23 protein-coding genes are annotated in these 24,751 nt (G+C 62.8%); 15 read left to right on the top strand and 8 right to left on the bottom strand.

Annotation, left to right across the window (positions count from 1 at the left end):
• Window positions 1-5 precede the first annotated feature (5 nt).
• From AC07N4_RS08155 to AC07N4_RS08145, 3 genes are read right to left on the bottom strand one after another with little or no spacing between them, the layout of a single operon-like run.
• A complete protein-coding gene (locus AC07N4_RS08155) occupies window positions 6-1,055 on the bottom strand; it encodes an alkene reductase (protein ID WP_102621466.1) in 1,050 nt (349 codons plus the stop codon).
• A 32-nt stretch (window positions 1,056-1,087) separates the two neighbouring features.
• On the bottom strand, window positions 1,088-2,251 hold the full coding sequence (locus tag AC07N4_RS08150; protein WP_493065408.1) for an MFS transporter: 1,164 nt from the start codon (window positions 2,249-2,251) through the stop codon (window positions 1,088-1,090).
• Window positions 2,252-2,284: 33 nt separating this feature from the next.
• Window positions 2,285-2,587, bottom strand: a complete 303-nt coding sequence (locus AC07N4_RS08145) for an ArsR/SmtB family transcription factor (protein ID WP_007957866.1) — start codon at window positions 2,585-2,587, stop codon at window positions 2,285-2,287.
• Between the two features lie 171 nt (window positions 2,588-2,758).
• Between AC07N4_RS08145 and AC07N4_RS08140 the strand changes: the two genes are divergently transcribed.
• Window positions 2,759-3,331 carry an acyl carrier protein phosphodiesterase gene (locus tag AC07N4_RS08140; RefSeq protein WP_096819472.1) on the top strand — a complete coding sequence of 191 codons (573 nt, stop codon included), beginning with the start codon at window positions 2,759-2,761 and terminating at the stop codon, window positions 3,329-3,331.
• A 14-nt stretch (window positions 3,332-3,345) separates the two neighbouring features.
• On the opposite strand, the gene AC07N4_RS08135 is transcribed toward AC07N4_RS08140, so the two are convergent.
• Both AC07N4_RS08135 and olsB read right to left on the bottom strand, forming a co-directional pair.
• Entirely contained in the window at window positions 3,346-4,140 is a 795-nt protein-coding gene (locus tag AC07N4_RS08135) for a lysophospholipid acyltransferase family protein (RefSeq protein WP_493065409.1), read from the bottom strand.
• Window positions 4,140-4,895 carry an L-ornithine N(alpha)-acyltransferase gene (olsB, locus tag AC07N4_RS08130; protein ID WP_096819470.1) on the bottom strand — a complete coding sequence of 252 codons (756 nt, stop codon included), beginning with the start codon at window positions 4,893-4,895 and terminating at the stop codon, window positions 4,140-4,142. The genes AC07N4_RS08135 and olsB overlap by 1 nt, the downstream gene beginning before the upstream one ends.
• Window positions 4,896-5,048: 153 nt before the next feature.
• Here olsB and AC07N4_RS08125 point away from each other — a divergent pair, with 153 nt between their 5' ends.
• From AC07N4_RS08125 to AC07N4_RS08085, 9 genes are all read left to right on the top strand, one after another.
• Window positions 5,049-5,954, top strand: coding sequence for an acyl-CoA dehydrogenase middle domain-containing protein (locus AC07N4_RS08125; RefSeq protein ID WP_493065410.1), 906 nt, complete (start codon window positions 5,049-5,051; stop codon window positions 5,952-5,954).
• A gap of 31 nt (window positions 5,955-5,985) precedes the next feature.
• The gene (locus AC07N4_RS08120) at window positions 5,986-7,065 is read left to right on the top strand and encodes a serine hydrolase domain-containing protein (protein WP_493065411.1); all 1,080 of its coding nucleotides are present in this window, start codon (window positions 5,986-5,988) and stop codon (window positions 7,063-7,065) included.
• Entirely contained in the window at window positions 7,062-7,364 is a 303-nt protein-coding gene (locus tag AC07N4_RS08115; RefSeq protein WP_096819467.1) for an amidase, read from the top strand. The genes AC07N4_RS08120 and AC07N4_RS08115 overlap by 4 nt, the downstream gene beginning before the upstream one ends.
• A 144-nt stretch (window positions 7,365-7,508) precedes the next feature.
• Entirely contained in the window at window positions 7,509-8,684 is a 1,176-nt protein-coding gene (locus tag AC07N4_RS08110) for a M20 aminoacylase family protein (RefSeq protein ID WP_493065412.1), read from the top strand.
• Between the two features lie 79 nt (window positions 8,685-8,763).
• Window positions 8,764-10,074 (top strand): citrate-proton symporter, encoded by a 1,311-nt coding sequence (locus AC07N4_RS08105; protein WP_096819465.1) that lies wholly within the window; start codon window positions 8,764-8,766, stop codon window positions 10,072-10,074.
• Window positions 10,071-11,528 (top strand): amidase, encoded by a 1,458-nt coding sequence (locus AC07N4_RS08100; RefSeq protein WP_493065413.1) that lies wholly within the window; start codon window positions 10,071-10,073, stop codon window positions 11,526-11,528. The genes AC07N4_RS08105 and AC07N4_RS08100 overlap by 4 nt, the downstream gene beginning before the upstream one ends.
• A 59-nt stretch (window positions 11,529-11,587) precedes the next feature.
• Window positions 11,588-12,358, top strand: a complete 771-nt coding sequence (locus tag AC07N4_RS08095) for an IclR family transcriptional regulator (RefSeq protein ID WP_493065414.1) — start codon at window positions 11,588-11,590, stop codon at window positions 12,356-12,358.
• Between the two features lie 81 nt (window positions 12,359-12,439).
• Window positions 12,440-13,030, top strand: coding sequence for a YceI family protein (locus AC07N4_RS08090; protein ID WP_493065415.1), 591 nt, complete (start codon window positions 12,440-12,442; stop codon window positions 13,028-13,030).
• Between the two features lies 1 nt (window position 13,031).
• Window positions 13,032-14,189, top strand: a complete 1,158-nt coding sequence (locus AC07N4_RS08085; protein WP_493065416.1) for a phospholipase D-like domain-containing protein — start codon at window positions 13,032-13,034, stop codon at window positions 14,187-14,189.
• A gap of 133 nt (window positions 14,190-14,322) precedes the next feature.
• Here AC07N4_RS08085 and bglX read toward each other — a convergent pair whose 3' ends face one another.
• Complete coding sequence (gene bglX, locus AC07N4_RS08080; protein ID WP_192559986.1) at window positions 14,323-16,614, bottom strand: beta-glucosidase BglX; 2,292 nt, start codon at window positions 16,612-16,614, stop codon at window positions 14,323-14,325.
• A 260-nt stretch (window positions 16,615-16,874) separates the two neighbouring features.
• Here bglX and AC07N4_RS08075 point away from each other — a divergent pair, with 260 nt between their 5' ends.
• From AC07N4_RS08075 to AC07N4_RS08060, 4 genes are all read left to right on the top strand, one after another.
• Entirely contained in the window at window positions 16,875-17,483 is a 609-nt protein-coding gene (locus tag AC07N4_RS08075; RefSeq protein WP_096819459.1) for a LemA family protein, read from the top strand.
• 13 nt (window positions 17,484-17,496) lie between these two features.
• Entirely contained in the window at window positions 17,497-18,249 is a 753-nt protein-coding gene (locus AC07N4_RS08070) for a TPM domain-containing protein (RefSeq protein WP_493065417.1), read from the top strand.
• A 28-nt stretch (window positions 18,250-18,277) separates the two neighbouring features.
• Entirely contained in the window at window positions 18,278-18,895 is a 618-nt protein-coding gene (locus AC07N4_RS08065) for a TPM domain-containing protein (protein ID WP_007957902.1), read from the top strand.
• A gap of 311 nt (window positions 18,896-19,206) precedes the next feature.
• The gene (locus AC07N4_RS08060) at window positions 19,207-20,433 is read left to right on the top strand and encodes a class I SAM-dependent methyltransferase (protein ID WP_493065418.1); all 1,227 of its coding nucleotides are present in this window, start codon (window positions 19,207-19,209) and stop codon (window positions 20,431-20,433) included.
• Here AC07N4_RS08060 and AC07N4_RS08055 read toward each other — a convergent pair.
• Window positions 20,423-21,337: a DMT family transporter gene (locus AC07N4_RS08055; protein WP_096819455.1), complete on the bottom strand. Its 915-nt coding sequence runs from the start codon at window positions 21,335-21,337 to the stop codon at window positions 20,423-20,425. The genes AC07N4_RS08060 and AC07N4_RS08055 overlap by 11 nt on opposite strands.
• 169 nt (window positions 21,338-21,506) lie before the next feature.
• Between AC07N4_RS08055 and AC07N4_RS08050 the strand changes: the two genes are divergently transcribed.
• Window positions 21,507-22,088 carry a DJ-1/PfpI family protein gene (locus AC07N4_RS08050; protein ID WP_096819454.1) on the top strand — a complete coding sequence of 194 codons (582 nt, stop codon included), beginning with the start codon at window positions 21,507-21,509 and terminating at the stop codon, window positions 22,086-22,088.
• 48 nt (window positions 22,089-22,136) lie between these two features.
• Here the strand turns inward: AC07N4_RS08050 and AC07N4_RS08045 are convergent, their stop codons facing one another.
• Window positions 22,137-24,695 (bottom strand): TonB-dependent receptor, encoded by a 2,559-nt coding sequence (locus AC07N4_RS08045; RefSeq protein WP_493065419.1) that lies wholly within the window; start codon window positions 24,693-24,695, stop codon window positions 22,137-22,139.
• Window positions 24,696-24,751: the final 56 nt, after the last annotated feature.

Genomic DNA, 24,751 nt, shown 5'->3' with positions numbered 1-24,751 from the left:
GTGCCTTACAGCGTCGGGTAGTCGAGGTAGCCGACCGCGCCTTTGCCGTAGAAGGTTTCCGGGTGCGGTTGGTTCAGCGGTGCATCGGCCTTCAAGCGTGCCGGCAGGTCCGGGTTGGCGATGAACGGCACACCGAATGCCACAGCGTCAGCCTTGCCCTCGGCCAGCCACGCGTTGGCGCTGTCCTTGGTGAAGCGTTCGTTGGCGATGTAAGCACCGCCGAAGGCTTCTTTCAGTTGCGGGCCGAGGCTGTCGGCGCCTTCTTTCTCGCGGGAGCAGATGAAGGCGATGCCACGCTTGCCCAGTTCACGAGCGACGTAGGTGAAGGTCTCGGCGAGGTTGTCGTCACCCATGTCATGGGAGTCGGCGCGTGGTGCCAGGTGCACGCCGACACGGCCGGCGCCCCAGACTTCGATGGCCGCGTCGGTCACTTCCAGCAGCAGGCGGGCACGGTTTTCCAGGGAGCCGCCGTAGTTGTCAGTGCGCTGGTTGGTGCTGCTTTGCAGAAACTGGTCGAGCAGGTAACCGTTGGCGCCGTGGATTTCCACGCCGTCGAAACCGGCAGCCTTGGCGTTTTCTGCGCCGACGCGGTAGGCGTCGACGATGTCGGCGATCTCAGCGGTTTCCAGCGCGCGAGGCGTCGGGAAGTCGGCCAAAGGGCGAACCAGGCTGACGTGGCCTTTAGGCTGGATGGCGCTCGGTGCAACCGGGGTTTCGCCGTTCAGGTACGACGGGTGGGAAATCCGCCCGACGTGCCACAGTTGCAGGACGATCTTGCCGCCAGCCGCGTGAACAGCCTTGGTCACGTTGGTCCAGCCACGCACCTGATCGTTGGACCAGATGCCCGGAGTGTCCGGATAGCCGACGCCCATCGGGGTCACCGAAGTGGCTTCGCTGAGGATCAGGCCGGCCGAGGCGCGTTGTACGTAGTACTCGGCCATCAGCGCGTTCGGTACGCGGCCTTCGTCGGCGCGGCAGCGGGTCAGCGGCGCCATGATGATGCGGTTGGACAGTTCGAGATCGCCCAGTTTGATCGGATCGAAAATTGTTGCCATGAGATACAACCCTCGTGAAGTAAGTGAGTGAATCAGTTAGCGGTGGTCAGCTCGGGATTGCCGTTCCGGCGGAAGGTGATCAGGGTGACCAGCAGTGCCAGGATCGCGAGCGCCGCAGCAGCAAGAGGTACGCTGGTCAGGCCGTAGCCGTGGGCGATGACGCTGCCGCCGACCCAGGCGCCGAGGGCGTTGCCGACGTTGAAGGCGCCGATGTTCAGGGTCGACACCAGGTTCGGTGCGGCCTGGCCGTAGGTCACGACGTTCACTTGCAGGGCTGGCACGGCGGCGAAACACGCGGTGGCCCAGAGGAACAGGGTGATTTCGGTCGGGATCAGCGCGATGCTGGTCCAGGTCAGTACGGTGGAGGTCACGGCCATGGCGATGAACACGCCGATCAGCGTCGCGGCCAGGCCTTTGTCGGCCATCTTGCCGCCGATGATGTTGCCGACGGTCAGGCCCAGGCCGATCAACATCAAGGTCCAGGTCACGCCACGGGGCGAGACGCCGGTGACATCGCCCAGCAGCGGTGCGACATAAGTGAACAGGGTGAACACCGAGGCGGCGAACAGTGCGGTCATGCTCAAGGACAGCCAGATCCCGGCGCCTTTGAGCGCGGCCAGTTCGGCGCGCATGTCGAGTTTTTCTTCGTCACGCTTGGCCGGCAGGAAGCGGATCAGGCCGATCAGCGCGATCACACCGATCACGGTCACTGCCCAGAAGGTCGAGCGCCAGCCGGCTTCCTGACCGAGTGCGGTGCCCAGCGGTACGCCGAGTACGTTGGCCAGGGTCAGGCCGGTGAACATCAGGGCCACGGCCGAGGCGCGTTTGTTCGGCGCCACCAGGTTGGCCGCGACCACCGAACCGATGCCGAAGAACGCACCGTGGCAGAGGGCGGTGACGACTCGGGCGAACATCAGCACTTCGTAGTCAGTGGCGATGGCGCAGAGCAGGTTGCCGATAATGAAGATGCCCATCAACGCGACCAGTGCAGCCTTGCGCGGCAGTCTTGCGGTGGCCATCGCCATGAACGGTGCACCAATCGCCACGCCCAGGGCGTAACCGGTCACCAGCCAGCCGGCGCCGGGAATCGACACACCGAGGTCGGCCGCCACATCGGGCAGCAGGCCCATGATGACGAACTCGGTGGTGCCGATGGCGAAGGCGCTCAAGGCGAGTATGAGAAGCGAGAGGGGCATCGTTGGGTCCTTTTGGCTGGCTGACGTTAAGGGTCAGAGCTCTTTGCTGAGGGTGCTGAGGAACGCCTGGATCACGTCCTCGTTGCGTTTGAAAAAGTGCCACTGGCCGGCTTTCTGGCTGCTGATCAGCCCGGCGCGTTGCAGGGTGGCCAGGTGCGCGGAGACGGTCGATTGCGACAGGCCGCAGCGTTGATCGATCTGCCCGGCGCAGATGCCGTACTCGTGGTTGTGGATCTGTTCCGGAAACTGGGCTTTCGGGTCTTTCAGCCAGTTGAGGATGTCTCGCCGTACTGGGTGTGCCAGGGCTTTTATTATTTCGTCGAGGTCAATGTTCATGGCTGGTTGCTCGTGATGTATGTAGCGCTATATCGCGATGAGGCGAACTTTAAATCGGTATTTCGCGATATACCAATATGAATTCGATCTGACGACCGCATAAATCGGTATATCGGGTTATAACGATATGTGAGGTGTAAACAAACGCGGGCGCGGTGCTAAGCTGCGCCCATGAACTATCTCGCACATTTGCACCTCGGTGGCCAGCGTCCCGGTCAATGGCTCGGCAGTCTGTATGGCGATTTCGTCAAAGGACGGCTGCAAGGGCAGTTCGATCCGGAGATCGAAGCGGCGATTGCCCTGCATCGTCAGATCGATGTGTTCACCGATCGCCACCCGTTGGTGGACGCTTCATTGGCGCGTTTTTCCACGACCCGTCGCCGTTACGCCGGCATCGTCCTCGACGTGTTCTTCGACCATTGCCTGGCCCGCGATTGGGCGCTCTACGCCGACCGACCGCTGGCGCAATTCACCACTGACGTATACCGAGTGCTGTCCAGCGAGCGGCAATTGCCCGAGCGCCTGGCGAAGATCGCCCCGCACATGGTGGCCAATGACTGGTTGGGTTCGTATCAGGAATTTGAAGTGCTGGAGCAGGTGCTGCGCGGGATTTCCCGGCGCCTGAGCAAACCTGAAGAACTGGCGGGGGCGATGCAGGAATTGCGGCGTTTGTACGAACCGCTCAGTGACGACTTTCGCTTGTTCTACCCACAGCTGCAGGACTTCGCAGGCCGGCAGCTGTAGGCAGATGTTGACGATCAGGCAGCGATCATCTCGCCTGCACGACGCGGTTCGGCCGGTTTGGCCACCTCGCCGAACAACGCTTTCTGCACCGCTTGCTGGGCTTCGTACGCCAGCGCCGCGCGTTCCCGGCCCTGGCAGGCAATCGGCTTGAGCAGATGAACTTCCACATCGCCGCAGTCGTTGCTGAACAGACGCATCAGGTGTGACAGCAGATCGTCGTCGCCAATGAACGGTGCCAGCGAATCAATCTCGCCATTGCGCAGATAACGGATCGCCACCGGTTGCAGCTTCACTTCCGAATCAATCGCCGCCGACAGCAGACGACCATGAAAGGTACGCAGCGAACGACCGTCGGTGGTGGTGCCTTCCGGGAACATCAGCAGCGGATGTTCGGTTTGCAGGTGACGGGTCATCTGCTTGCGGATCAACTGGCTGTCGCCCGAACCGCGACGGATGAACAGGCTGCCGGCCTTCGCCGCCAGCCAACCGGCCACCGGCCAGGTGCGCACTTCGGCCTTGGACAGAAACGACAGCGGCGTGAGCATCCCGAGCAGCGGAATGTCAGTCCACGACACATGGTTGCTGACCCACAGCATCGGCTGTTTCGGCAGCTCACCGTGGACGGTCACGCGAAAGGGCAGGGCATTGCTCAGGCGCGCCATGAAAAACCGCGACCAGCGCTGCCGGCGTTGCATCGAATGGGCCAAGCCCAGACGCTCGAAAACTCCGAAGACACTGGCCATGCTCAAACCCAGCGTCACCACCAGCAGCACCCGCGCGATCCGCGCGTACACCCGCAGCCGGCTCATCACACGGCCGCCTTGAAGTGCTTGGCGTAACGCGGGCAGAGTTCGTCGCGCTTGAGCAGGATGAACACGTCGGCAACCTGGAAGTCTTCGTCCCAGCACGGCTCGCCGCAGATCTTCGCGCCCAGGCGCATGTAGGCCTTGAGCAGCGGTGGCATTTCGGCAATCACGTTCGACGGAATATCCAGGGTTGGCAGCGGGTTCTTCGGCTCGGCACGCAGGTGTTCGGTGCACAGGTAACGTTCGCGCAGGCGCTGCATGATCGCGTGGGCCTGTACGCCGCCGTCCTGCATCGGGATGCTCGCGCAACCCATCAGATAGCTGTAGCCGCCCTGATTGAGGACTTCGGCCAGTTCGCCCCAGAGCACGGCGATGGTGCCGCCGTTGCGGTAGGCCGGGTCGACGCAGGTGCGACCGATTTCCAGGATCGGGCCTTGCAGACCGGCGAGGCCGTGCAGGCTGAATTCTTCTTCGCTGTAGAACTTGCCCAGGCTGCTGGCGGCGGTGTGATCGAGCAAACGGGTGGTCGCCACCAGGCGGCCGGTGTTCAGGTCACGCACGCCGATGTGGCTGCAGTGAACATCATAGTCATCCATGTCCAGACCCAGTTCCGCGCCTTTCAGCTTGGCGTTGAACTCGCCGCTGAACACGTTGAAACGCAAGGCCTGGGCTTGCTGCAAGGCCTCGGCGCCGATCAGGCGTTCGGCTTGCAGACGGCGTTCATTGCCGGTGTCGCTGATGCGGGCGATCTGAGTCATTTGAATCTCCGTACGGGCCTTTAACCCGTCGTGGGTTACAGCCGATCGACTTTCTTTATGCAGCCGTGTTGTGCAAAGTCAGGCTATGTAGCCCCGGTGTCATCGCCATGAATGTTTGGTGATGCTTATATGACAGCCCACGAGGAGCCTCTGATGACCTGGTCGACCCTGCTTGAATGTCGCGAACGCCTGCCCGCCGTTGCCGATCTGGCGGAGGGTTTCGCCACGCTGCTGCATCAACTGGGCAGCGTTACGCCGTTCGAACTGGCGGTGGCGGGAGGGCGGCGGATGGCGACGCCGGGGCTGGCGTTTCTGGTGGGCTATCAGGCGGCGTTGCGGATGCTCTGGCCGAGCGCGCCGCCGAGCCTGGGTGCTTTGTGTGCGACCGAACAGCGCAGCCTGCGACCGGCGGACATGCAGACCCGGCTCACGGAGCTGCGCCTGAGCGGGCAAAAGGATTTCGTCACCGCCGGCGATGCGGCAGACTGGTTGCTGATCGCCGCGCGCAGTGAGCAACCCGGCGAATCGCCGCGCCTGAGTCTGGCGGTGGTGTACCCCGGCGAGTCCGGCGTGCGCGTGGAAAAGCTCCCGGCGCTGCCGTTGATGCCGGACATCAGCCATGGCCGCTTGTACCTCGACGAGGCTCTGTGTGAGTTGCTCGCCGGGGACGGTTGGGATGCCTACGTCAAACCGTTCCGCAGCCTTGAAGATGTCTATGTGCTCAGCGCAATGACCGCGTGGCTGTACGGCGTCGGTCAGGACAGCGGCTGGCCGCAGCCGCTGCAATTGCGCTTGCTGGCGCTGTTGGCCGGTTGCGCGGAAGTCAGTCGCCAGCCGCCAAACAATCCGGCGGGGCATGTGTTGCTCGGTGGCTTGTTTGCGCAGTTCGACGGGCTTAAAGCGGAAGTCGATCAGGCGCTGCTCGACGGTAATCCGGAATGGGCAGCGATGTGGCAGCGCGATCAGTCGGTCATGCAACTGGCCGCAGGTGCGCGGGCCAAGCGTCTGGCCAAGGCGTTGGCGGCAAGTCAAAACACATCTGTCATGAACGTCGGCTAGTCTTGTCAGGTTCATCCCCAGAGCCCTCACCATGTTCAAAGGCCTGTCTCTGTTTCTGCTGCTGATCAGCTTCACGGTTCAGGCCGAACAATGGCCGGGCGAGCAGTGGCCGAGTGGCCCGAAACTCACCGGCCCGGCCGTCGATGCAATGGAGGCCTACGCCTTCCCGACCCGCGATGACAACACCCGCCAGGGCATCCGCACCGACGCCTTGCTGGTGATCCGCGACGGCCAGCTCATCTACGAACGCTACGCCGCTGCGACCACCGCCGACACACCGCACCTGACCTGGTCGATCAGCAAAAGCCTGATGGCCACGGTGTTCGGCGTGGCGTACGGCGAAGGCTTGTTCAAGCTCGATGATCCCGTCGCGAAGTTTTACCCGGTGCTGGAAAAACACCCGGCCATCACGATCCAGGATCTGCTGCACTGGGCCTCGGGTATCGACTGGCAGGAAGACTACGAATACGCCCCGCTGAAATCCTCGGTGGTGGCCATGCTCTACACCCGTGGTCATCGCGACATGGCCGCCTTCACCGCCGACCACGACAGCTACGCACCAGCGGGTCAGGCGTTCCGCTATTCCAGCGGCGACAGCAATCTGTTGGCAGCTGCGCTGAAAACCATCGTCGGCCCGCAGCGGTATCCCGACTATCCATGGACGGCACTTTTCGATCCCTTGGGCATCCGCCATGCCACCTGGGAAACTGATGCCACAGGCACCTTCGTCGCGTCTTCTTATGCCTACCTGACGGCGGGGGATCTGGCGCGAATCGGCCTGCTGATGGAACGGGACGGACGCTGGAACGACCGGCAGCTGTTGCCCAAGGATTGGGTCGCCTTCAATCGCCAACCCTTCGCCGGCTACAAGGCTAATCAGGACGAAGCCGTGCCCGGCGGCCACTGGTGGCTCAATCGACCGGCAGACGGTGCCCCCTCGCCATGGCCCGACGCACCCCCCGACACCTTTGCCGCCCTCGGCCACTGGGGCCAGGCGCTGTACGTGATCCCGAGCGAAAAACTGGTGATCGTGCGCTACGGCGATGACCGCGACGGCAGCTATCGCCACAACGAATTGCTCAAGCGTGTGCTCGGGGCGGTGCGGCCATGAAGTTGTTCAGACGAATCCTGCTGGTGCTGCTGGTCGTGCTGCTGGGCTGGGGCTGGCACGAGCGCGAGAACCTGTGGGCCTTCCCGGACATCATCAGCGCCTACACCGCCAAGGAATATTGTTCGTGCCGCTACGTCATGAACAACGACGCCGAGTATTGCCGTGGCTACGTGAAGCAATGGTTGCCCAGCGAACTGACCGATGACCGAACGCAAAAACTGGTTACCGCCAGCGGCATGGGGCGCAGCAACAGCGCCCGGTGGCAAGGCGAACGCCAAGGCTGTCGCCTGCAACCCTGATCCGGTTCCACCCTGTGGAACCACATTCGATTGTCCTCTCGCGTGTCTCGCGGTTATCTGGCGGTGAGCACGACCTGCCGTTCATGTGTCGTGAAACAACACCGAACAACAAGACCGGGAAACACCCGCGCGAGGAGAACCGTCATGCCCCGACATCAGCACATTCTGGCCTGGCTCAACGACGTGGCCGGCGACCTGCACGCCACCCGCCAGGACATTCACGCCCACCCTGAACTCGGTTTCGAGGAAAGCCGCACCTCGGCGCTGGTCGCCCGCTCGCTCGAAGAGTGGGGCTATGAAGTCCACACTGGCGTCGGCAAGACTGGCGTGGTCGGCGTGCTGCGCAACGGCAGCAGCACACGCAAACTCGGGCTGCGGGCCGACATGGATGCGCTGCCGATCATCGAGAATACCGGTGTCGCCTACAGCAGTCGTCATCAGGGCTGCATGCACGCCTGCGGCCACGACGGGCACACCGCGATGCTGCTCGGCGCCGCGCGTTATCTGGCGGCGACCCGTCAGTTCGACGGCACCCTGACGCTGATTTTCCAGCCCGCCGAAGAGGGGCAGGGCGGGGCCGAAGCGATGCTCGCCGATGGCCTGCTCGAACGCTTCCCGTGCGATGCGCTGTTCGGCATGCACAACATGCCGGGCCTGCCGGCGGGGCACTTGGGCTTTCGCGAAGGGCCGATGATGGCTTCGCAGGATCTGCTCACGGTGACCATCGAAGGCGTCGGCGGCCACGGATCGATGCCGCATCTGGCGGTGGATCCGCTGGTCGCTGCGGCCAGTGTGGTGATGGCTTTGCAAACCGTGGTCGCGCGCAACATCGATGCGCAGCAGGCGGCGGTGGTGACGGTCGGCGCATTGCAGGCTGGCGAAGCGGCAAACGTGATTCCGCAACAGGCGATCCTGCGCCTGAGTCTGCGTGCGCTGAACGCCGAAGTCCGCGTTCAGACACTGGACCGCGTGCGCTCGATCATCGAAGCCCAGGCCGAAAGCTTCGGCTGCACCTCGACCCTCGAACACCGCCCGGCCTATCCGGTGCTGGTCAACCACGCTGCCGAAACCGAGTTCGCCCGTCAGGTCGGCGTCGAACTGGTCGGCGCCGATGCCGTGGATGGCAACACACCAAAACTGATGGGTAGCGAGGACTTCGCCTGGATGCTCCAGCGCTGCCCCGGCGCCTACCTGTTCATCGGCAACGGCGTGGCGCGGCCGATGGTGCATAACCCGGCCTACGACTTCAACGACGACATTCTGCTGACCGGCGCGGCGTATTGGGGCGCGCTCACCGAGAGCTGGCTCAAGCCGGCCTGACTTCTTCACTTTTTGCTGCCGCTGAAGCGCAGGTGCGCACGTGCCTGCGTGGTCAACCCACAGCTTCTGGAGAATCCCCATGCAGATTTCGAACGCAGGCGTTTCGCGCACCCGGCAAGTGGTCGCCGCCGTCATCGGCAACGCCCTGGAATGGTACGACTTCATCGTTTACGGCTTTCTGGCGAGCATCATCGCCCGGCAGTTTTTCCCGTCCGACGACGACTACGCCTCGCTGCTGATGGCGCTGGCGACTTTCGGCGTCGGCTTTTTCATGCGCCCGGTGGGCGGCATCCTGCTCGGCATCTACTCCGACCGTAAAGGGCGCAAGGCCGCGATGCAGATGATCATCCGTCTGATGACCGTGTCCATCGCCCTGATCGCGTTCGCGCCGAACTACGCCGCCATCGGCATGGGCGCGCCGTTGCTGATCGTGGTAGCGCGGATGCTTCAGGGCTTTGCCACGGGCGGCGAATACGCCAGCGCCACGGCGTTTCTGGTGGAGAGCGCGCCGGCCCATCGCAAGGGTTTGTATGGCTCGTGGCAACTGGTCGGGCAATGCCTGGCGGTATTCAGCGGTGCGGCGATGGTGGCGCTGGTCACGCACCTGTTTTCCCCCGAAGCGCTGGACAGTTGGGGCTGGCGGATTCCATTCGTGCTCGGTCTGCTGATCGGCCCGGTGGGGTTGTGGATTCGCAAGCACATGGAAGAGCCGGAAGAATTTCTCGAAGCGCGCAAAAAAGCCAAAGGCGCCGCGCCCGGCCTTTGGCAGGTGCTGCGTGAACATCGCCGCAGCCTGCTGGTATCGATGGGCCTGGCCTGCGGTGCGACGGTGTCGTTCTACGTGGTGCTGGTGAACATGCCGACTTTCGCCCACAAAAACCTCGGCCTGCCGCTGGATCAGGTGCTGCTGGTGCAGATGCTTGCGGTGGGGCTGATGACCGTGGTGATTCCGCTGTCCGGTGCCCTGTCCGATCGCCTCGGTCGGCGGCCGGTGCTGATGGCGTTCACCCTGGCGTTTTTCGTCATGGTCTATCCGCTCTATGTGTGGGTCGCGGCGGCGCCTTCGATCGAACGCTTGCTGGTGATGCAACTGTTGCTGTGCACGGCGATTGGCGGGTTCTTCGGCCCGGCCCCGACGGCGCTGGCCGAGCAGTTCCCGATTGAAGTGCGCTCGACTGGCGTGTCGGTGGCCTACAACGTGGCGGTGATGGTGTTCGGTGGTTTCGCGCCGCTGATCGTCACCTGGCTGAGCAAAGTTCTGAACACCCCTGTGGCGCCATCGTTTTATGTGTTGTTCGCTTGCCTGCTGACCCTGCTCGGTACTTACTGTTTGCAGGAGGCCCCGCGTGCAAAGAAACCCGTTGCGCTCAACCTGGGAGTGAAACCGTGAGTCCGTTAGCCATTGATCCGATTGTCGCCCTCGACGCCGATGCGCTGTCCCGGGCGATCCATGCCCGCAAGGTGTCGTGCCGCGAGGTGATGCAGGCGTACCTGACGCACATCGATCGCTTCAATCCGGCGGTCAACGCGCTGGTCTCGTTGCGCCCGCAGGACGTGCTGTTGATCGAGGCCGATGAATGCGACCGGCAACTGGATCGCGGCGAGTCCCGGGGCTGGATGCATGGCATGCCCCAGGCGATCAAGGACCTGGCGGCCACCGCCGGGTTGCGCACCACTCTGGGTTCGCCGTTGTTTGCCGAGCAAGTGCCGCAGCACGACGCGATCAGCGTGGCGCGGGTACGCGATTGCGGGGCGATCATCATCGGCAAGAGCAACGTCCCGGAGTTCGGCCTCGGTTCGCAGACCTACAACAGCGTGTTCGGCACCACCACCAACGCCTACGATCCGAACCTGATCGCCGGCGGCAGCAGCGGCGGGGCGGCGGTGGCACTGGCCCTGCGCCTGCTGCCGGTGGCCGATGGCAGCGACATGATGGGCTCGCTGCGCAACCCGGCAGCGTTCAACAACGTGTTCGGTTTCCGCCCGTCCCAGGGCCGCGTGCCCCATGGACCGGCGCCGGAAGTGTTCGTCCAGCAACTGGCCACCGAAGGGCCGATGGGGCGCACGGTCACCGACGTCGCGCGATTGCTCTCGACCCAGGCCGGTTACGATCCGCGCGTGCCGCTGTCGCTGGCTGATGAGCCACGGGATTTCGGGCTGGATCTGCAACAGGACTTCACCGACGTGCGCCTCGGCTGGCTCGGCGATTACAACGGCTATCTGCCGATGGACGATGGCGTGTTGAGCCTGTGCGAATCGGCGCTGGCGGATTTCAGTGCGCTGGGCTGTCAGGTCGAGGCTTGTCAGCCGGAGTTTTCCATGGAGCGCTTGTGGCAGACCTGGCTCACGCACCGCCATTTCCTGGTGCAGGGCAGCCTCGGCGCGGCGTATGCCGACCCGCAAAAACGGGCGCTGCTCAAACCCGAAGCGCAGTGGGAAATCGAGGGTGGTTTGCGTCTGACCGCTGCCGAGGTCTATCAGGCATCGGTCGCGCGCAGCGAGTGGTATCGCGCGGTGAGCGAGTTGTTCGAGCGTTACGATTTCCTGCTGCTGCCCACCGCCCAGGTGTTCCCTTTTGATGCACAGCAACCGTGGCCGCGAGTCGTCGGCGGGCAGACCATGGACACCTATCACCGCTGGATGGAGGTGGTGATCGGCCCGACACTGGCAGGGCTTCCGAGCATCAGCGTGCCGGTGGGTTTCAACCCGGCCGGGTTGCCGATGGGCCTGCAAATCATCGGCCCGGCCCAGGCGGATCGGGCGGTGCTGCAACTGGCCTATGCTCATGAGCAACTGACGCGCTGGGTCGAACGGCGACCGCCGGCGTGCCTGCAATCGGCCTGAGCGGCCCGCATCTTGCTGCGCGAAGTGATCTTTCACCCGCATCCACGGAGGTCGAACACATGGGCAGCAAGGCAGACACCGGCAGCGTGCGCTCGGTCGAACGGGCGCTGGCCATCGTCGAGTTGCTCGGCGAGCATCAGGCGTTGGGACTCGAAGAGTTGCACTACCTGACCACCCTGCCCAAAGCCACGGTGTCGCGGATGCTCGCCACCTTGCAGGAGCAGGGCTGGATCTATCGCGGCCTCAGCGACCGTCGCTACCGGTTGTGCGCCAAGCGGCTGTTCGGTGATCGTCAGCAACGCTTCAAGCGCCATCTGGTGGAAAGCGCCGCGCCGATGCTGCTCGAACTCAGCGAGCGCACCGGGCTGGTGGCGGATCTGTCGTGCTTCGACGGCGAGCGGGTTGAAGTGATGGAAAGCGCGATCCCGCAAGTGCTGCGCAAACGCTACCCGAACAACTGTCAGATCGTCGGTCATCACGCGAGCCTGTTTCATTCGGCGATGGGCCGGGCCTGTCTGGGAGAGCTCGACAGCCAGGACGTGCGGCGCCTGGCCGAGCGCGAACAGTTGGCGGATGACGGTGTGTTCCAGGCCACCGAGCAAGCCCTGCATCAGGGTTTCGGTCAGCGCACCGAAGGTTATTGGGAATACCCGGTGCGCCTGCCGTTCCTGATTCGTGCGGTGGCGTTGCCGATTCGTGCGCAAGGGCGATTGGTCGGCAGCATGGCGCTGCATTGGCCGATGGATCAGGCGCCGGTGGAGCGGGTGCTGAGCCTGCACCTCAACAGCCTCGCGGCGACTATTGGCCAGGTGCAGCAGGCGTTGGTCTGAGCCTTTGCACAGACTGACAGTTTGCAATAGCGCCACGGCCAGTTAAGGTTCGTGCAGGTTTATCGGCCCCACGAGTCTTCAATGTTCAACCGTTCTCTGTGCAACGCCTTCGCCGGCCTGCTGCTGGGCGCCGTCGCGCTGCCGGCCCAGGCCAACTGGTATCTGGACGGCGAGTCGTCGCGGCTGTCATTCGTCAGCACGAAAAACGCCAACGTGTCCGAAGTGCAGCGCTTTCTGGTGCTGCACGGCAAGGTCGATCCCGATGGCCGCGCCGAAGTCGAGGTCGAGCTGGACTCGATCAACAGCGGCATCCCGCTGCGCGACGAACGCATGCGCAAGGAACTGTTCCAGATCGAGCAATTTCCCGAGGCGACCATCATCACGCAAATCGACCTGCGCCCGATCAACGATCTGGCCCCCGGCGCGCAACTTGAGTTGCGCCTGCCACTGACCGTCAACCTGCACGGCAAACAGCACGAATACCCCGCTGAACTGCTCGCTACTCGGCTTGATGACCGACGTTTTCAAGTGGTGACGCTGGAGCCGCTGGTGATCAGCGCCGAGGATTTCGATCTGCTGCCAGGGCTGGAAAGCTTGCGCAAAATGGCCGGCCTGTCGACCATCAGTCTGTCGGTGCCGGTGGGTGCGGTGCTGATCTTCACGGCGCGCTGACATGCGCGGCGCAGTGTTCCCGTGGCGTGACGGCAATCGCTTCGAACTGTTGATCGACGGCCCGCAATTCTTCCCGCGCATGCTTGAGGAAATCGCCCGCGCCCGGGAGCAGATCGAACTGGAGCTGTATCTGGTAGAGGCCGGCGCCTGTGCCGAAACCGTGGTTCAGGCGCTGGTGCTGGCGGCCGAGCGGGGCGTGCGGGTGCGTTGCCTGTTCGATGATTACGGCAGTCTCGCGTTCACCCTCACGCTACGTCGGCGGCTGACCGGTGCCGGGGTCGAGCTGCGTTTTTACAATCGGCTGAACTGGCGGCGCTGGGTCGGCAATTTCTATCGCGATCATCGCAAGCTGTTGCTGGTCGATCAGCGTCTGGCGGTGGTCGGCGGTACCGGGGTGACCGACGAATTCTGGACCCCGGGCCACGACACCAGCGAATGGCACGAAGTGATGGTGCAGATCACAGGCCCCTTGGTGCTCGACTGGCAATTGCTGTTCGACCGCCAATGGATCGCCAACCGCCATCGCCGGGCCTGGAAGCCTCACGCGAATTTCGGCCTGCCGCGTTTGCCGCGTGTGCCCGACACCGGTGAGGGCATGGGCCGTGTGGCCTACGCCGACGCCCGCCAGCATCGCGACATTCTGCAATCACTGTTCCGCGCACTGAACAGCGGCCAGAAGCGCATCTGGCTGGCGACGCCGTATTTTCTGCCGACCTGGAAAATCCGCCGCTCCCTGCGCAAAGCCGCCGCCCGTGGCCTCGAGGTGCGCCTGCTGCTGACCGGGCCGCGTACCGATCATCCCTCGGTGCGTTACGCCGGGCATCGCTATTACCCGCGCCTGCTCAAGGCCGGGGTGAAGATCTTCGAATATCAGCCGTGTTTCCTGCACCTGAAAATGGTGCTGGTGGACGATTGGGTGAGCATCGGCTCATGCAATTTCGACCATTGGAATTTGCGCTTCAACCTTGAGGCGAATCTGGAGGCGCTGGATCCGTCACTGACGGCAGCGGTGGTGGCGAGTTTCGAGAAGGACTTCGGCCTGAGTCAGCAGGTGAGTCTGGAGGAATGGCAGCGCCGGCCGTTGTGGCGGCGAGTGAAACAGCGGGTGTGGGGCTGGGTGGATCGGGTGGTGGTCAACTTGCTGGACAGACGCGGATAGTCGCCAACCCCCGATTGATCGTTCCCACGCTCTGCGTGGGAATGCAGCCCGGGACGCTCCGCGTCCCAAAGCGGACGCAGAGCGTCCATTGAGGCATTCCCACGCAGAGCGTGGGAACGATCTGGGCGCGGGATTACAACAATTCAAAGCTCTGCTGCGTCACGTCCTGGGAATCCAGGCCGATCTGCACGTTGAACTTGCCAGGCTCGGCGGCGTACTTGAGCTGGGCGTTGTAGAACTTCAGGTCATCTTCGGTGATGGTGAAGTGCACGACTTTCTGTTCGCCGGCCTTGAGCATGATCTTCTGGAAGTTCTTCAGCTCCTTGACCGGACGGATCATCGAACCGGTGACGTCCTGGATGTACAGCTGCACCACGGTTTCGCCGTCACGCTTGCCGGTGTTTTTCACCGTGACACTGGCGTCGAGCTTGCCGGTGGTGTTCAGGGTGGTCGACGACAGCGCCATGTCGCTCAGGCTGAAATCGGTGTAGCTCAGGCCGTAACCGAACGGGAACAGGGGCCCGGTGGTGTCATCGAAATACTGCGAGGTGTAGTTGCCCGGTTTGCCCGGCGTGAACGGCCGACCAATGCTCAGGTGGTTGTAGTAGGTCGGGATCTGGCCCACGGAGCGCGGGAAGGTTACCGGCAGTTTGCCCGACGGGTTGTAGTCGCCGAACAGCACGTCGGCGATGGCGTTGCCGCCCTCGGTGCCGCTGAACCAGGTTTCCAGAATCGCGTCAGCCTGTTCCTTTTCCTGAAGGATCGTCAGCGGACGGCCGTTCATCAGCACCAGCACCAACGGCTTGCCGGTGGCTTTCAGGGCGCGGATCAGCTCACGCTGGTTTTCCGGGATGTTCAGGTCGGTACGGCTCGACGATTCGTGGGACATGCCACGGGACTCGCCCACGGCCGCAACGATTACGTCAGCGTCCTTGGCGGCTTTCACCGCTTCGTCGATCAGCACGTTGGCCGGGCGCGGGTCATCGACCACTTCCGGCGCATCGAAGTTGAGGAAGTTCAGGTAGTCGAGGACCTTCTTGTCGCTGGTGATGTTGGCACCACGGGCGTAGATCAGGTTCGACTTGTCGCCGATCACGCTGCTCATGCCGTCGAACAGGGTGACCGATTGCGCCGGACGGCCAGCAGCGGCCCAGCTACCCATCATGTCGATCGGGGCCTTGGCCAGCGGACCGACCAGCGCGACTTTCGCGGATTTCTTCAGCGGCAGGGTTTCGTTCTGGTTTTTCAGCAGCACCAGGCTGCGACGGGCGACGTCACGGGCGTCGGCGCGGTGCAGGCGGCTGTCGGCGTAGGTGTCGGCCGGATCATCCTCGGCTTTGCCAATGCGCAGGTACGGGTCCTTGAACAGGCCCATGTCGTACTTGGCCCCGAGCACTTCGCGCACGGCGTTGTCGATGTCTTTCTGTTCGATCTCACCAGACTTGAGCAGCCCCGGCAGTTCTTTGCCGTACAGGGTGTCGTTCATGCTCATGTCGATGCCGGCCTTGATCGCCAGCTTCGCCGCTTCGCGACCGTCGGCTGCCACGCCGTGCTTGATCAGCTCGAAGATCGCGCCGTGGTCGCTGACCGCCAGGCCCTTGAAGCCCCATTCCTTGCGCAACAGGTCGTTCATCAGCCAGGTGTTGGCGGTGGCCGGGATACCGTTGATCGAGTTCAGCGCGACCATCACGCCACCGGCGCCGGCATCAATCGCGGCGCGGTACGGTGGCAGATAGTCCTGGTACATCTTCACCGGGCTCATGTCGACGGTGTTGTAGTCGCGACCACCCTCGACCGCGCCGTACAGGGCGAAGTGCTTGACGCTGGCCATGATGCTGTCGGCCGCGCTCGGCGTGTCGCCCTGATAGGCCTTGACCATGACTTTGGCGATGCGCGAGGTCAGGTAGGTGTCTTCACCGAAACCTTCGGAGCTGCGGCCCCAGCGCGGATCGCGGGAAATATCGACCATCGGCGCGAAGGTGATGTCGAGGCTGTCGGCTGCGGCCTCTTTGGCGGCCACGCGCCCGGACTGGCCGATGGCGTCCATGTCCCAGCTCGAGGCCAGGGCCAGGGGGATCGGGAAAATCGTACGGTGGCCGTGGATCACGTCGTACGCGAAAAACATCGGGATCTTCAGGCGGCTGCGCATGGCAGCGTCCTGCATCGGACGGTTTTCCGGGCGGGTGATCGAGTTGAACGTGCCACCGATGTTGCCGGCGGCGATCTCTTTGCGGATCAGTTCGCGAGGCATCTCCGGGCCGATGCTGATCAGGCGCAACTGGCCGATCTTCTCGTCGAGGGTCATTTGTTTCATCAGGTTACTGATGAACGCATCCTTGTTTTCCAGGGGTACCGGGGTCGTGGCGGCCAGTACTTGATGACTGGCCAGGCTGACGAACAGGCCCAGCAAACACAGCTTCTTCATGAATAGTTTTCTCAAGGGCCTAAACGGCGTTGCAATGCCGGCCAGCCAAAATTTAGGGAGCGACTATTGTTGTTCGGGTGCTGATTCAGAAAACGACAGCCGAATGTACATCGTCAGTTTCGACGACGTGATCGCGCAGGGCCTCTTTTTAGCCCATCGGCCCGCCGCAATCCAGTGGCGCGGGCGATTATGCCCCAACCGCCGGCTGAGAATGTTTCGCGAGTCATTATTCATGAAATGTGCAAGGGAGCACCCGTCCGATGAATGTCAGTCCTGTCTACCGCTCGCGTTTGCAGGTCGCCACCTTGCTGGTGCTGGCCACGCTGTTGACCGCCTGCGGCATCAACAACATTCCCACCCTCGACGAACAGGCCAAGGCGGCCTGGGGCCAGGTGCAGAACCAGTATCAGCGCCGCGCCGACCTGATCCCCAACCTGGTGGAAACCGTGAAGGGTTATGCCAAGCACGAGGAGGAAACCCTGACGGCGGTGGTCGAGGCCCGGGCCAAGGCGACGTCGATCCAGGTCGATGCCAGCACCCTCGACAACCCGGAAAAGCTCAAGCAGTTCCAGCAGGCCCAGGATCAACTGACCGGTGCCTTGAGCCGATTGATGGTGGTGTCCGAACGTTATCCGGACCTGAAGGCCAACCAGAACTTCCTCGCCCTGCAATCGCAACTTGAGGGCACGGAAAACCGCATCGCCGTGGCCCGCCGCGATTTCATTCTGGCGGTGCAGAAATACAACACCGAGATCCGCACCTTTCCCGGTCGCTTGTGGCACAGCGTGATGTACAGCGACCTGCCGATCCGCGAGACCTTCGAAGCCACCAGCCCCGGCGCGGACAAGGCCCCGGAAGTGAAGTTCTGAGCCGGGGATGCCCATGCGTGTGTTGAAGATGGGCCTGGTGCTGATGCTGTGGCTGTTCGCCGTCAGCGCCCGGGCCGAGTTGACCTTTCCGGCGCTGACCGGGCGGGTGGTGGACGACGCGCAGATGATCGAGCCCTCGGTGCGCGTGCAACTGAACCAGCAGTTGCAGGCCCACGAACAGGCGACCGGCGAGCAGTTGGTGGTCGTGACGTTGCCGAACCTGCAAGGCACTACCATCGAGGACTACGGCGTTGAACTGGGCCGGCATTGGGGCATCGGCCAGAAGGACAAGAACAACGGCGCACTGTTGATCGTCGCCCGGGACGAGCGCAAATTGCGCATCGAAGTCGGCTACGGGCTGGAGGATCGCCTGACCGATGCCCAGAGTTCGGTGATCATTCATCAGGTGATCACGCCATCGTTCAAGGCCGGCAATTTCAGCAAGGGCATCAGCGACGGCGTGGCGGCGATGCTGGTGGTGCTGGGCGGCAATCCACTGGACGAACCTTCCACGGTGTATGAATCGGCCGGCGATCCGTCGGACGATTTCGTCTCGCGGCACCCGGCGTTGTTCGTATTTCTGGTGATGTTGTTCATCCTGACTGTTTTTATCTGCCAGATGCTCGGTATCCTTCCCGCCGGCCGGGGCGGCTCCGGAGGAGGGGGCGGCTTTGGTGGCGGTGGTTTTGGCGGCGGCGGTGGAGGCGGGGGCTTCAGCGGCGGCGGTGGCAGTTTCGGCGGGGGCGGGTCTTCCGGCGGCTGGTGATAACAATAATGAGCAGGCACTTCACGACATGGCATTACTGACTGAACACGAACAACGCAAGGTCGCCGAGGCCATCGCCCGGGTCGAGCGCGACACCGACGCCGAACTGGTGACGGTGCTGGCGGCCCGCGCCGACGACTACGCGTACATCCCGCTGCTGTGGGCCAGCCTGCTGGCGCTGGTGGTGCCGGGTATCGTGCATTACCTGACCGGCTGGCTGACGATGCACAGTCTGCTGCTGGTGCAGTGGGTCAGTTTTGTCGTGCTGTGCCTGGTGTTTCGTTTGCCCAAGGTCACCACCCATCTGATTCCGCGCCACGTCCGCCACTGGCGTGCCTCGAACCTGGCGCGGCGGCAGTTTCTCGAACAGAACCTGCATCACACGGTAGGCAGCACCGGCATGCTGATTTTTGTCTGCGAGGCCGAGCGGTACGTGGAGATTCTGGTGGATGAAGGGATTTCCAGAAAACTGGACAACAAGAGCTGGGATTCGATTGTCGCGGCGTTTACCGAGCAGGTGCGGCAGGGCCAGACGTTGCAGGGATTTGTCACCTGCATTGAAGCGTGCGGCGAGTTGCTCAAGGTGCATGTGCCGGTGACGCAGGTGCGCAATGAGTTGCCCAATCGTCTGGTGGTGCTGGGATAGTTTCGGCAGTTTTATAGGACTTGAGATCGCAGCCCTCACCCCAGCCCTCTCCCGGAGGGAGAGGGAGCCGACCGAGTTGTCTGCCGCGATCCATCGACCTGAAATATCGAGTCGATTATGGATTCAAAGCCAATCGTTCAAGTCGGCGTATCTCCTCAATATCCCGCAATCGGCTCCCTCTCCCTCCGGGAGAGGGCTGGGGTGAGGGCCGCTTTTAAAAGCCGTTCGGTAAATAAGAGCGTGTCCCCAATCCCCATCCCCCCTAAACTACCCACCATTCCCGATTTGCCCGTCCGAGGCCGCTTTTTCCCATGTCCGTTACCGCCCCATCTGCCAAACCGGCGCCCGATCACCACGCCCAGTTCATCGAGCTGCTGCAAGCCAGCCTCGAACAGACCGGCTTCATCAAACTGGTGCTGGCCAAGTACGTCGGCGAAGAAGCGGACCTGCAGCGGATCATCATCAAACCGGTGACGGTCAAGGCGCAGCCGTGCCTGTCGTTCGTTTATCGCTACAAGACCCGCGACATCACCAAGAACCTGCCGTTGGACGAAGCTGTAATGACGATCGCCGAGCTGCTGCCGGCGGCGTTCAAAAATGCGCATTTGCTCACGCTGACCGACGAAGCCCAGCTCGAATACAGCAAAAAGGGCAAGAGTTCGCTGTTCATGAGCAAACCCCAGCAATTGCGTGAAGTGCCGTCCGCCGAGCATAACCGTGAGAAGAACCGCTTCCTTGATCTGAACCGACCGTTCCTCAAGGATCTGGGCGTGACCAACGCGCAACACGAGTTGATCCCGGCGATGTCGCGCAAGTGGAAGCAGATCAACAAGTTCATCGAAGTTTTCAGCCATGCGCTGACCTCGTCGCCGCTGGCCCTGGACAAACCGGTGCGGGTGGCGGATTTCGGTTCGGGCAAGGGTTACCTGACGTTTGCCATCCATGACTATCTGCGCAACACCTTGAAGGCCGAGGGCGAAGTCACCGGCGTTGAATTGCGCGAAGAGATGGTCAATCTGTGCAACACCGCCGCCGCGAAGCTGGAACACCCAGGGCTGGTGTTCAAGTGCGGCGATGTGCGCAGCGTGGCGCCGAGCGAGCTGGAAGTGATGATCGCTTTGCATGCCTGCGACATCGCCACCGACTATGCGATCCACACCGGCATCCGCTCGGGCGCATCGATCATCATGTGCTCGCCGTGCTGCCACAAACAGATCCGCTTGCAGATCCAGAGCCCGGCGCTGCTCAAGCCGATGCTGCAATACGGCCTGCATCTGGGGCAGCAGGCGGAAATGGTCACCGACAGTCTGCGTGCGCTGTTCCTCGAAGCCTGTGGTTACGAGACCAAGGTGTTCGAGTTCATCTCGCTGGACCACACCAACAAGAACAAGATGATCCTCGCTGTGAAGCGCGCCGAGCCGGTGGACCCGGCCCAGTTGCTGGTGAAGATTCAGGAGCTCAAAGCGTTCTACCACATCAGCGAGCACTGCCTGGAAACCCTGCTGCTCGCCGATGGCCTGCTGCCGCTCAAGGCTTGAGCTGAACTCCGGCCGGTAACGTGCCCGGTTGAGCCGGGCGCACCGCCGTCTTGCGTCCGAGCATCACTGTCGCGATCACCCCGCAGGCGAACAGCCAGGTGATCGGCTCCACGTGTTCGCCGAAGAACAACGCGGAAAACGCGATGGTGAAGAAGATCTGCAACAACTGGATCTGACTGACCCGGGCAATGCCGCCCATGGCCAGCCCGGCGTACCAGGCGAAGAAACCCAGGAACTGCGAAAACAGCGCGACGTAACCGAAGGCCCACCAGGTTTTCGTCGACACCGCGCCCTGATGCTGGATCGCCAGATACAGCACCGGGCCGATCAGCAACGGCGTCGACAGCACCAGCGCCCAGCAGATCACCTGCCAGCCGCCCATTTCCCGGGCCAGGCGTCCGCCCTCGGCATAACCCAGACCGCCCACCGCAATCGCCCCGAGCATCAGCAAATCCCCGGCCTGAATGCTGCCGGCGCCGGTGTACAACGCATAACCCAGCACCAGCGCGCTGCCCAACGCAGCGCAGGCCCAGAAGGCTTTCGACGGTCGTTCATGGGACAGCCACGCGGCGTACAGCGCCACGCACAGTGGCTGCAAACCGTTGACCAGCGCGCCGTGGGACGCCGGCAAGGTCTGCATGGCCCATGCGGAGAGCACCGGGAATCCGAGAATCACCCCGGCGATCACCAGGCTCAGGCCTTTGACCTGTTGCCAGGTCGGCCACTTTTCCCGTCGCCACAACAACAGTAACGCCGCCGGAATCGCCGCGAACAACGCACGGCCGAGGCCGTTGAGCAGAGGGTGAAGTTCCTGCACCACGATACGGGTGAAGGGCAGGGTGAGGCTGAAAATCACCACGCCGAGCAGGCCGAGGGCCATGCCGGTGTTTTCGCGCGAAGACATGAGGGCAACCCGATTAGAAGGTGGCAGGGAGGTGGCTTCATCTAGGCACAAACCTTGCGCATCGTGCTGTTACAGTCAGGCGCAGAGTTATCCATACAGTTTGCGGACGTCATCGCGAACCTTGGACTACTTTGAATACTCCTGTGCATTCACCAGAGGAGTCCTGTCCATGGCCGCGAAAAAGATTCTGATGCTGGTCGGCGATTACGTCGAAGACTACGAAGTGATGGTGCCGTTCCAGGCCCTGCAAATGGTCGGTCACACCGTGCACGCCGTGTGCCCGGACAAGGCCGCCGGCAAGACTGTGCGCACCGCGATCCATGATTTCGAAGGCGATCAGACCTACAGCGAGAAACCCGGTCACCAGTTTGCCCTGAACTTCGATTTCGCCAAGGTCGATGCCAAAGACTACGACGCGTTGCTGGTGCCCGGTGGTCGTGCGCCGGAATACCTGCGGCTGAACGAAAAAGTCCTGGAACTGGTGCGAGCCTTCGACAAGGCCGGCAAGCCGATTGCTGCCGTCTGTCATGGCGCGCAACTGCTGGCGGCGGCGGGGATTCTCGAAGGCCGCGAGTGCAGCGCCTATCCGGCCTGTGCCCCGGAAGTGCGGCTGGCCGGTGGCACCTACATCGATATTCCGGTGACCGAGGGCCACGTCCAGGGCAATCTGGCCACCGCCCCGGCCTGGCCGGCGCATCCGAACTGGCTGGCCGGTTTCCTCGGGTTGCTCGGAACCAAAATCACCCTGTGAACGAGAGGCCCATCGCGAGCGTGTTCGCGATGGGCAAGCCCGGACGGATCAGAAGAACCGCGTCACGCTGACCTTGGCATTGCGTCCCTGACTGTAAGCCCGATCACCGCTCAGCGCCGGGCGGTAATCTTCGTTGAACAGGTTGTCGACGGTGAGGTTGACCTCGGTGCCCTTGAGGTACGGCTGCTGCGGTGTCCATTTGGCGAACAGACCCTGCACGTTGTAGCGGTCGTTGGCGTACTGGTCGTAGAACACGTCACCCAGGGTGTTTTTGCTCGAGCCGTACTTGTCGCTCGGCAGGCGATCGGTCTGGCGCACGAACTCTCCTTGCCAGCCGACCTGGGCATCCCAGCTCGGAATCTTCACGCCGAGCACGGCAATCCATTTGCTCGGTGGAACGTCCCGCACCCAGACGTCCGGTCCCCATGGATTGGTGTAGGCGCCTTCGTGCTTGCCGGTCATCCACGAGTAGGACAGCGAACCGAACAGGTACGTCGAGTCATAGAAGCTTTCGACTTCAAAGCCCTTGATGGTCAGCCCGCCGATGTTGCGGTAGTTGCCCATGGGGCCGGAACCCTTGCAGTCCGAGGCGATGCTGCCGCCCTTGATGGCCTGGTTCTCGCAGCCTATGCCGGTGGCCTTGAAGATCTCGTCGTCGATCTTGTTGCGGAACAGCGTGGTGCGGGCCTGCACGTTGTCGTGGTCTGTGAACACGTTGGCGAAGTGGCTGATATTACCGGCACGCCAACCGGTGATGTGTTCCGGGTCGAGGTCGACGCTGGTGGCGGTGCGGCTGCCCAGACCCTGCACTTCGTACTGCTCGTCGATGACCGGCGCGCGCCAGGTCTTGCTGTAGTCGACGAAGAAGCCGACGTCCGGGGTCATCCGCCAGAACGCCGACAGGCGCGGCGACCAGCCGGTGTAAGTGCGGTCGCTGTAGTCGTGGCCGAAGCTCGGGTCCGGGTTGTCGTAGTAAGGCGCGTCGTTGGCTTCGCCGCGATTGCGCACATGGTCGTAGCGCACGGACGGGGTCAGGGTGAAATCGCCCAGTGTGATCGCGTCTTGCAGATAGACGCTGTTGGTGTCGACCTTGCCCTGGGGCATGAAACTCGGCTGGAAGTAGCCGTAGTTGTACTTCGGCACTTCGTAGGTCTTGCCCGGCATCCACATTTCGGTGTCGCGGCTGTGCTTGCGGATTTGCACACCGCCGGTGACCGCGTGAGACAGCACGCCGGTTTCGAACAGGCTGATGTTGCTCGCCTCGACGATGCGGTCCTTGTAGGCGGTGTCCATCTTGCGTCCGCCGGTGGACGTCTGGAAGAACGCCGTGGCATCGCGCTCGTCGGTCTGATCGGTGTTGGACTCGGAATAGCTCAGCTTGAAATCGATCAGGCGATTGTCCAGCGGCTGGTACTGATACTTGGCCGACCACGTGGTGTCGGTGGTCTCGCGGTTGGCGAGGAAACGCTTGAGGGCGTTTTCGTAGCCGTATTGCTTGATGTTGGCGCGGGTCGGCGGGGTCGGATAACTGGCCGACGAGAACGGCGCCCAGCGCTCGCTTTGCGAGCGCGAGTACGACAGGCCGACGCTGTGCTCGTCGTTCAGGTGCAGGTTGAACTTGAGCAGTTGGCCGTCCAGATCCAGCGCGCTGTTGGGCAGGCGCCGAGGGTTGATCGGGTACTGATTGTCCGGATCGGGCGGGGTGCCGGCCAGCTTCATGTCACCGCCATCGCGTTTGGTCAGGTACACCAGCGCATCGGCGCGACCGTCGTCGGTGCGACCGAACACGGCACCGGTGTAGGTTTGCTGATGGTCGTTGCTGGCGTAACCGTACTTGACCATCGCACCGCTGTTGCGACCTTCCTGCAGCAAGTCCGGTGCGTCCTTGGTTTCCATGTGCACGGTGCCCCCGAAACCGCCGTTGCCGGTGAGCATCGAGTGCGGGCCTTTTTCCACTTCAATGCGTTTGATCAGCTCCGGTTCGATGAAAATCGTGCCTTGCTGGTAGCGCTCGAAACCGCTTTTGGTGGCGCCGTCGACGGTCAACGGCACGTCCTCGGCATCGCCCAGGCCCCAGATGTTGATGGTCTGGCCGCCCGGTTTCATCGAACCGCCCATGCTCACGCCAGGCAGGGTCGCCAGCAGGCTGGGAATGTTGTTTGGCTGGTGGCGGTCGATGTCGGCCTGGGTCAGGGTCGAGCGGCCGACGGTGCTGGAGTCGACTTCGGTACCGCTGCCGATCACGCTCAGGGCGTCGAGCTGGATGCCGTCACCGCTGCTGGTGACCGGCTCTTCCGGGCGCACGACGTAGGTCTGGTTGACCTTGATCAGGCCGAACTGGCTGTTGTCGAGCAACGTGCGAATCGCCGCTTCCGCGCTGTATTCACCGTCGAGGGCCGGGGCCTTGAGGTTGCGCAGTTGCGCCTCATCGAACAGCAACTGGATCTTCGCCTGTTGGGCGACCTGACTCAGCGACGTTGCCAAGGGTTGCGCCGGCAAATGCAGGCTCAGGTCAGCGGCATGGGCTTGTACGCTGAACGCAAGGCAGGTGGCGAGCAGGGTCGGTCGAAGGCAGGTGAGCGGGTACGGCGAAAACACGCGAAACATGGAATCCCCCAGGGCGGCGAAAAGGCCAGAAAGGCCTGCGTACGAAGCGCAGACCG

Source organism: Pseudomonas sp. GW821-FHT09E04 (assembly GCF_059416185.1).
The sequence above is the reverse complement of the archived record's forward strand: the minus strand, read 5'-3'. Positions and strand labels throughout refer to the sequence as shown.

Bases quoted from the DNA above. Each gene is read 5' to 3' on its own strand.
- AC07N4_RS08155 (WP_102621466.1), bottom strand. From the start codon at position 1,055: ATGGCAACAATTTTCGATCCGATCAAACTGGGCGATCTCGAACTGTCC.
- AC07N4_RS08150 (WP_493065408.1), bottom strand. From the start codon at position 2,251: ATGCCCCTCTCGCTTCTCATACTCGCCTTGAGCGCCTTCGCCATCGGC.
- AC07N4_RS08145 (WP_007957866.1), bottom strand. From the start codon at position 2,587: ATGAACATTGACCTCGACGAAATAATAAAAGCCCTGGCACACCCAGTA.
- AC07N4_RS08140 (WP_096819472.1), top strand. From the start codon at position 2,759: ATGAACTATCTCGCACATTTGCACCTCGGTGGCCAGCGTCCCGGTCAA.
- AC07N4_RS08135 (WP_493065409.1), bottom strand. From the start codon at position 4,140: ATGAGCCGGCTGCGGGTGTACGCGCGGATCGCGCGGGTGCTGCTGGTG.
- olsB (WP_096819470.1), bottom strand. From the start codon at position 4,895: ATGACTCAGATCGCCCGCATCAGCGACACCGGCAATGAACGCCGTCTG.
- AC07N4_RS08125 (WP_493065410.1), top strand. From the start codon at position 5,049: ATGACCTGGTCGACCCTGCTTGAATGTCGCGAACGCCTGCCCGCCGTT.
- AC07N4_RS08120 (WP_493065411.1), top strand. From the start codon at position 5,986: ATGTTCAAAGGCCTGTCTCTGTTTCTGCTGCTGATCAGCTTCACGGTT.
- AC07N4_RS08115 (WP_096819467.1), top strand. From the start codon at position 7,062: ATGAAGTTGTTCAGACGAATCCTGCTGGTGCTGCTGGTCGTGCTGCTG.
- AC07N4_RS08110 (WP_493065412.1), top strand. From the start codon at position 7,509: ATGCCCCGACATCAGCACATTCTGGCCTGGCTCAACGACGTGGCCGGC.
- AC07N4_RS08105 (WP_096819465.1), top strand. From the start codon at position 8,764: ATGCAGATTTCGAACGCAGGCGTTTCGCGCACCCGGCAAGTGGTCGCC.
- AC07N4_RS08095 (WP_493065414.1), top strand. From the start codon at position 11,588: ATGGGCAGCAAGGCAGACACCGGCAGCGTGCGCTCGGTCGAACGGGCG.
- AC07N4_RS08090 (WP_493065415.1), top strand. From the start codon at position 12,440: ATGTTCAACCGTTCTCTGTGCAACGCCTTCGCCGGCCTGCTGCTGGGC.
- AC07N4_RS08085 (WP_493065416.1), top strand. From the start codon at position 13,032: ATGCGCGGCGCAGTGTTCCCGTGGCGTGACGGCAATCGCTTCGAACTG.
- bglX (WP_192559986.1), bottom strand. From the start codon at position 16,614: ATGAAGAAGCTGTGTTTGCTGGGCCTGTTCGTCAGCCTGGCCAGTCAT.
- AC07N4_RS08075 (WP_096819459.1), top strand. From the start codon at position 16,875: ATGAATGTCAGTCCTGTCTACCGCTCGCGTTTGCAGGTCGCCACCTTG.
- AC07N4_RS08070 (WP_493065417.1), top strand. From the start codon at position 17,497: ATGCGTGTGTTGAAGATGGGCCTGGTGCTGATGCTGTGGCTGTTCGCC.
- AC07N4_RS08065 (WP_007957902.1), top strand. From the start codon at position 18,278: ATGGCATTACTGACTGAACACGAACAACGCAAGGTCGCCGAGGCCATC.
- AC07N4_RS08060 (WP_493065418.1), top strand. From the start codon at position 19,207: ATGTCCGTTACCGCCCCATCTGCCAAACCGGCGCCCGATCACCACGCC.
- AC07N4_RS08055 (WP_096819455.1), bottom strand. From the start codon at position 21,337: ATGTCTTCGCGCGAAAACACCGGCATGGCCCTCGGCCTGCTCGGCGTG.
- AC07N4_RS08050 (WP_096819454.1), top strand. From the start codon at position 21,507: ATGGCCGCGAAAAAGATTCTGATGCTGGTCGGCGATTACGTCGAAGAC.
- AC07N4_RS08045 (WP_493065419.1), bottom strand. From the start codon at position 24,695: ATGTTTCGCGTGTTTTCGCCGTACCCGCTCACCTGCCTTCGACCGACC.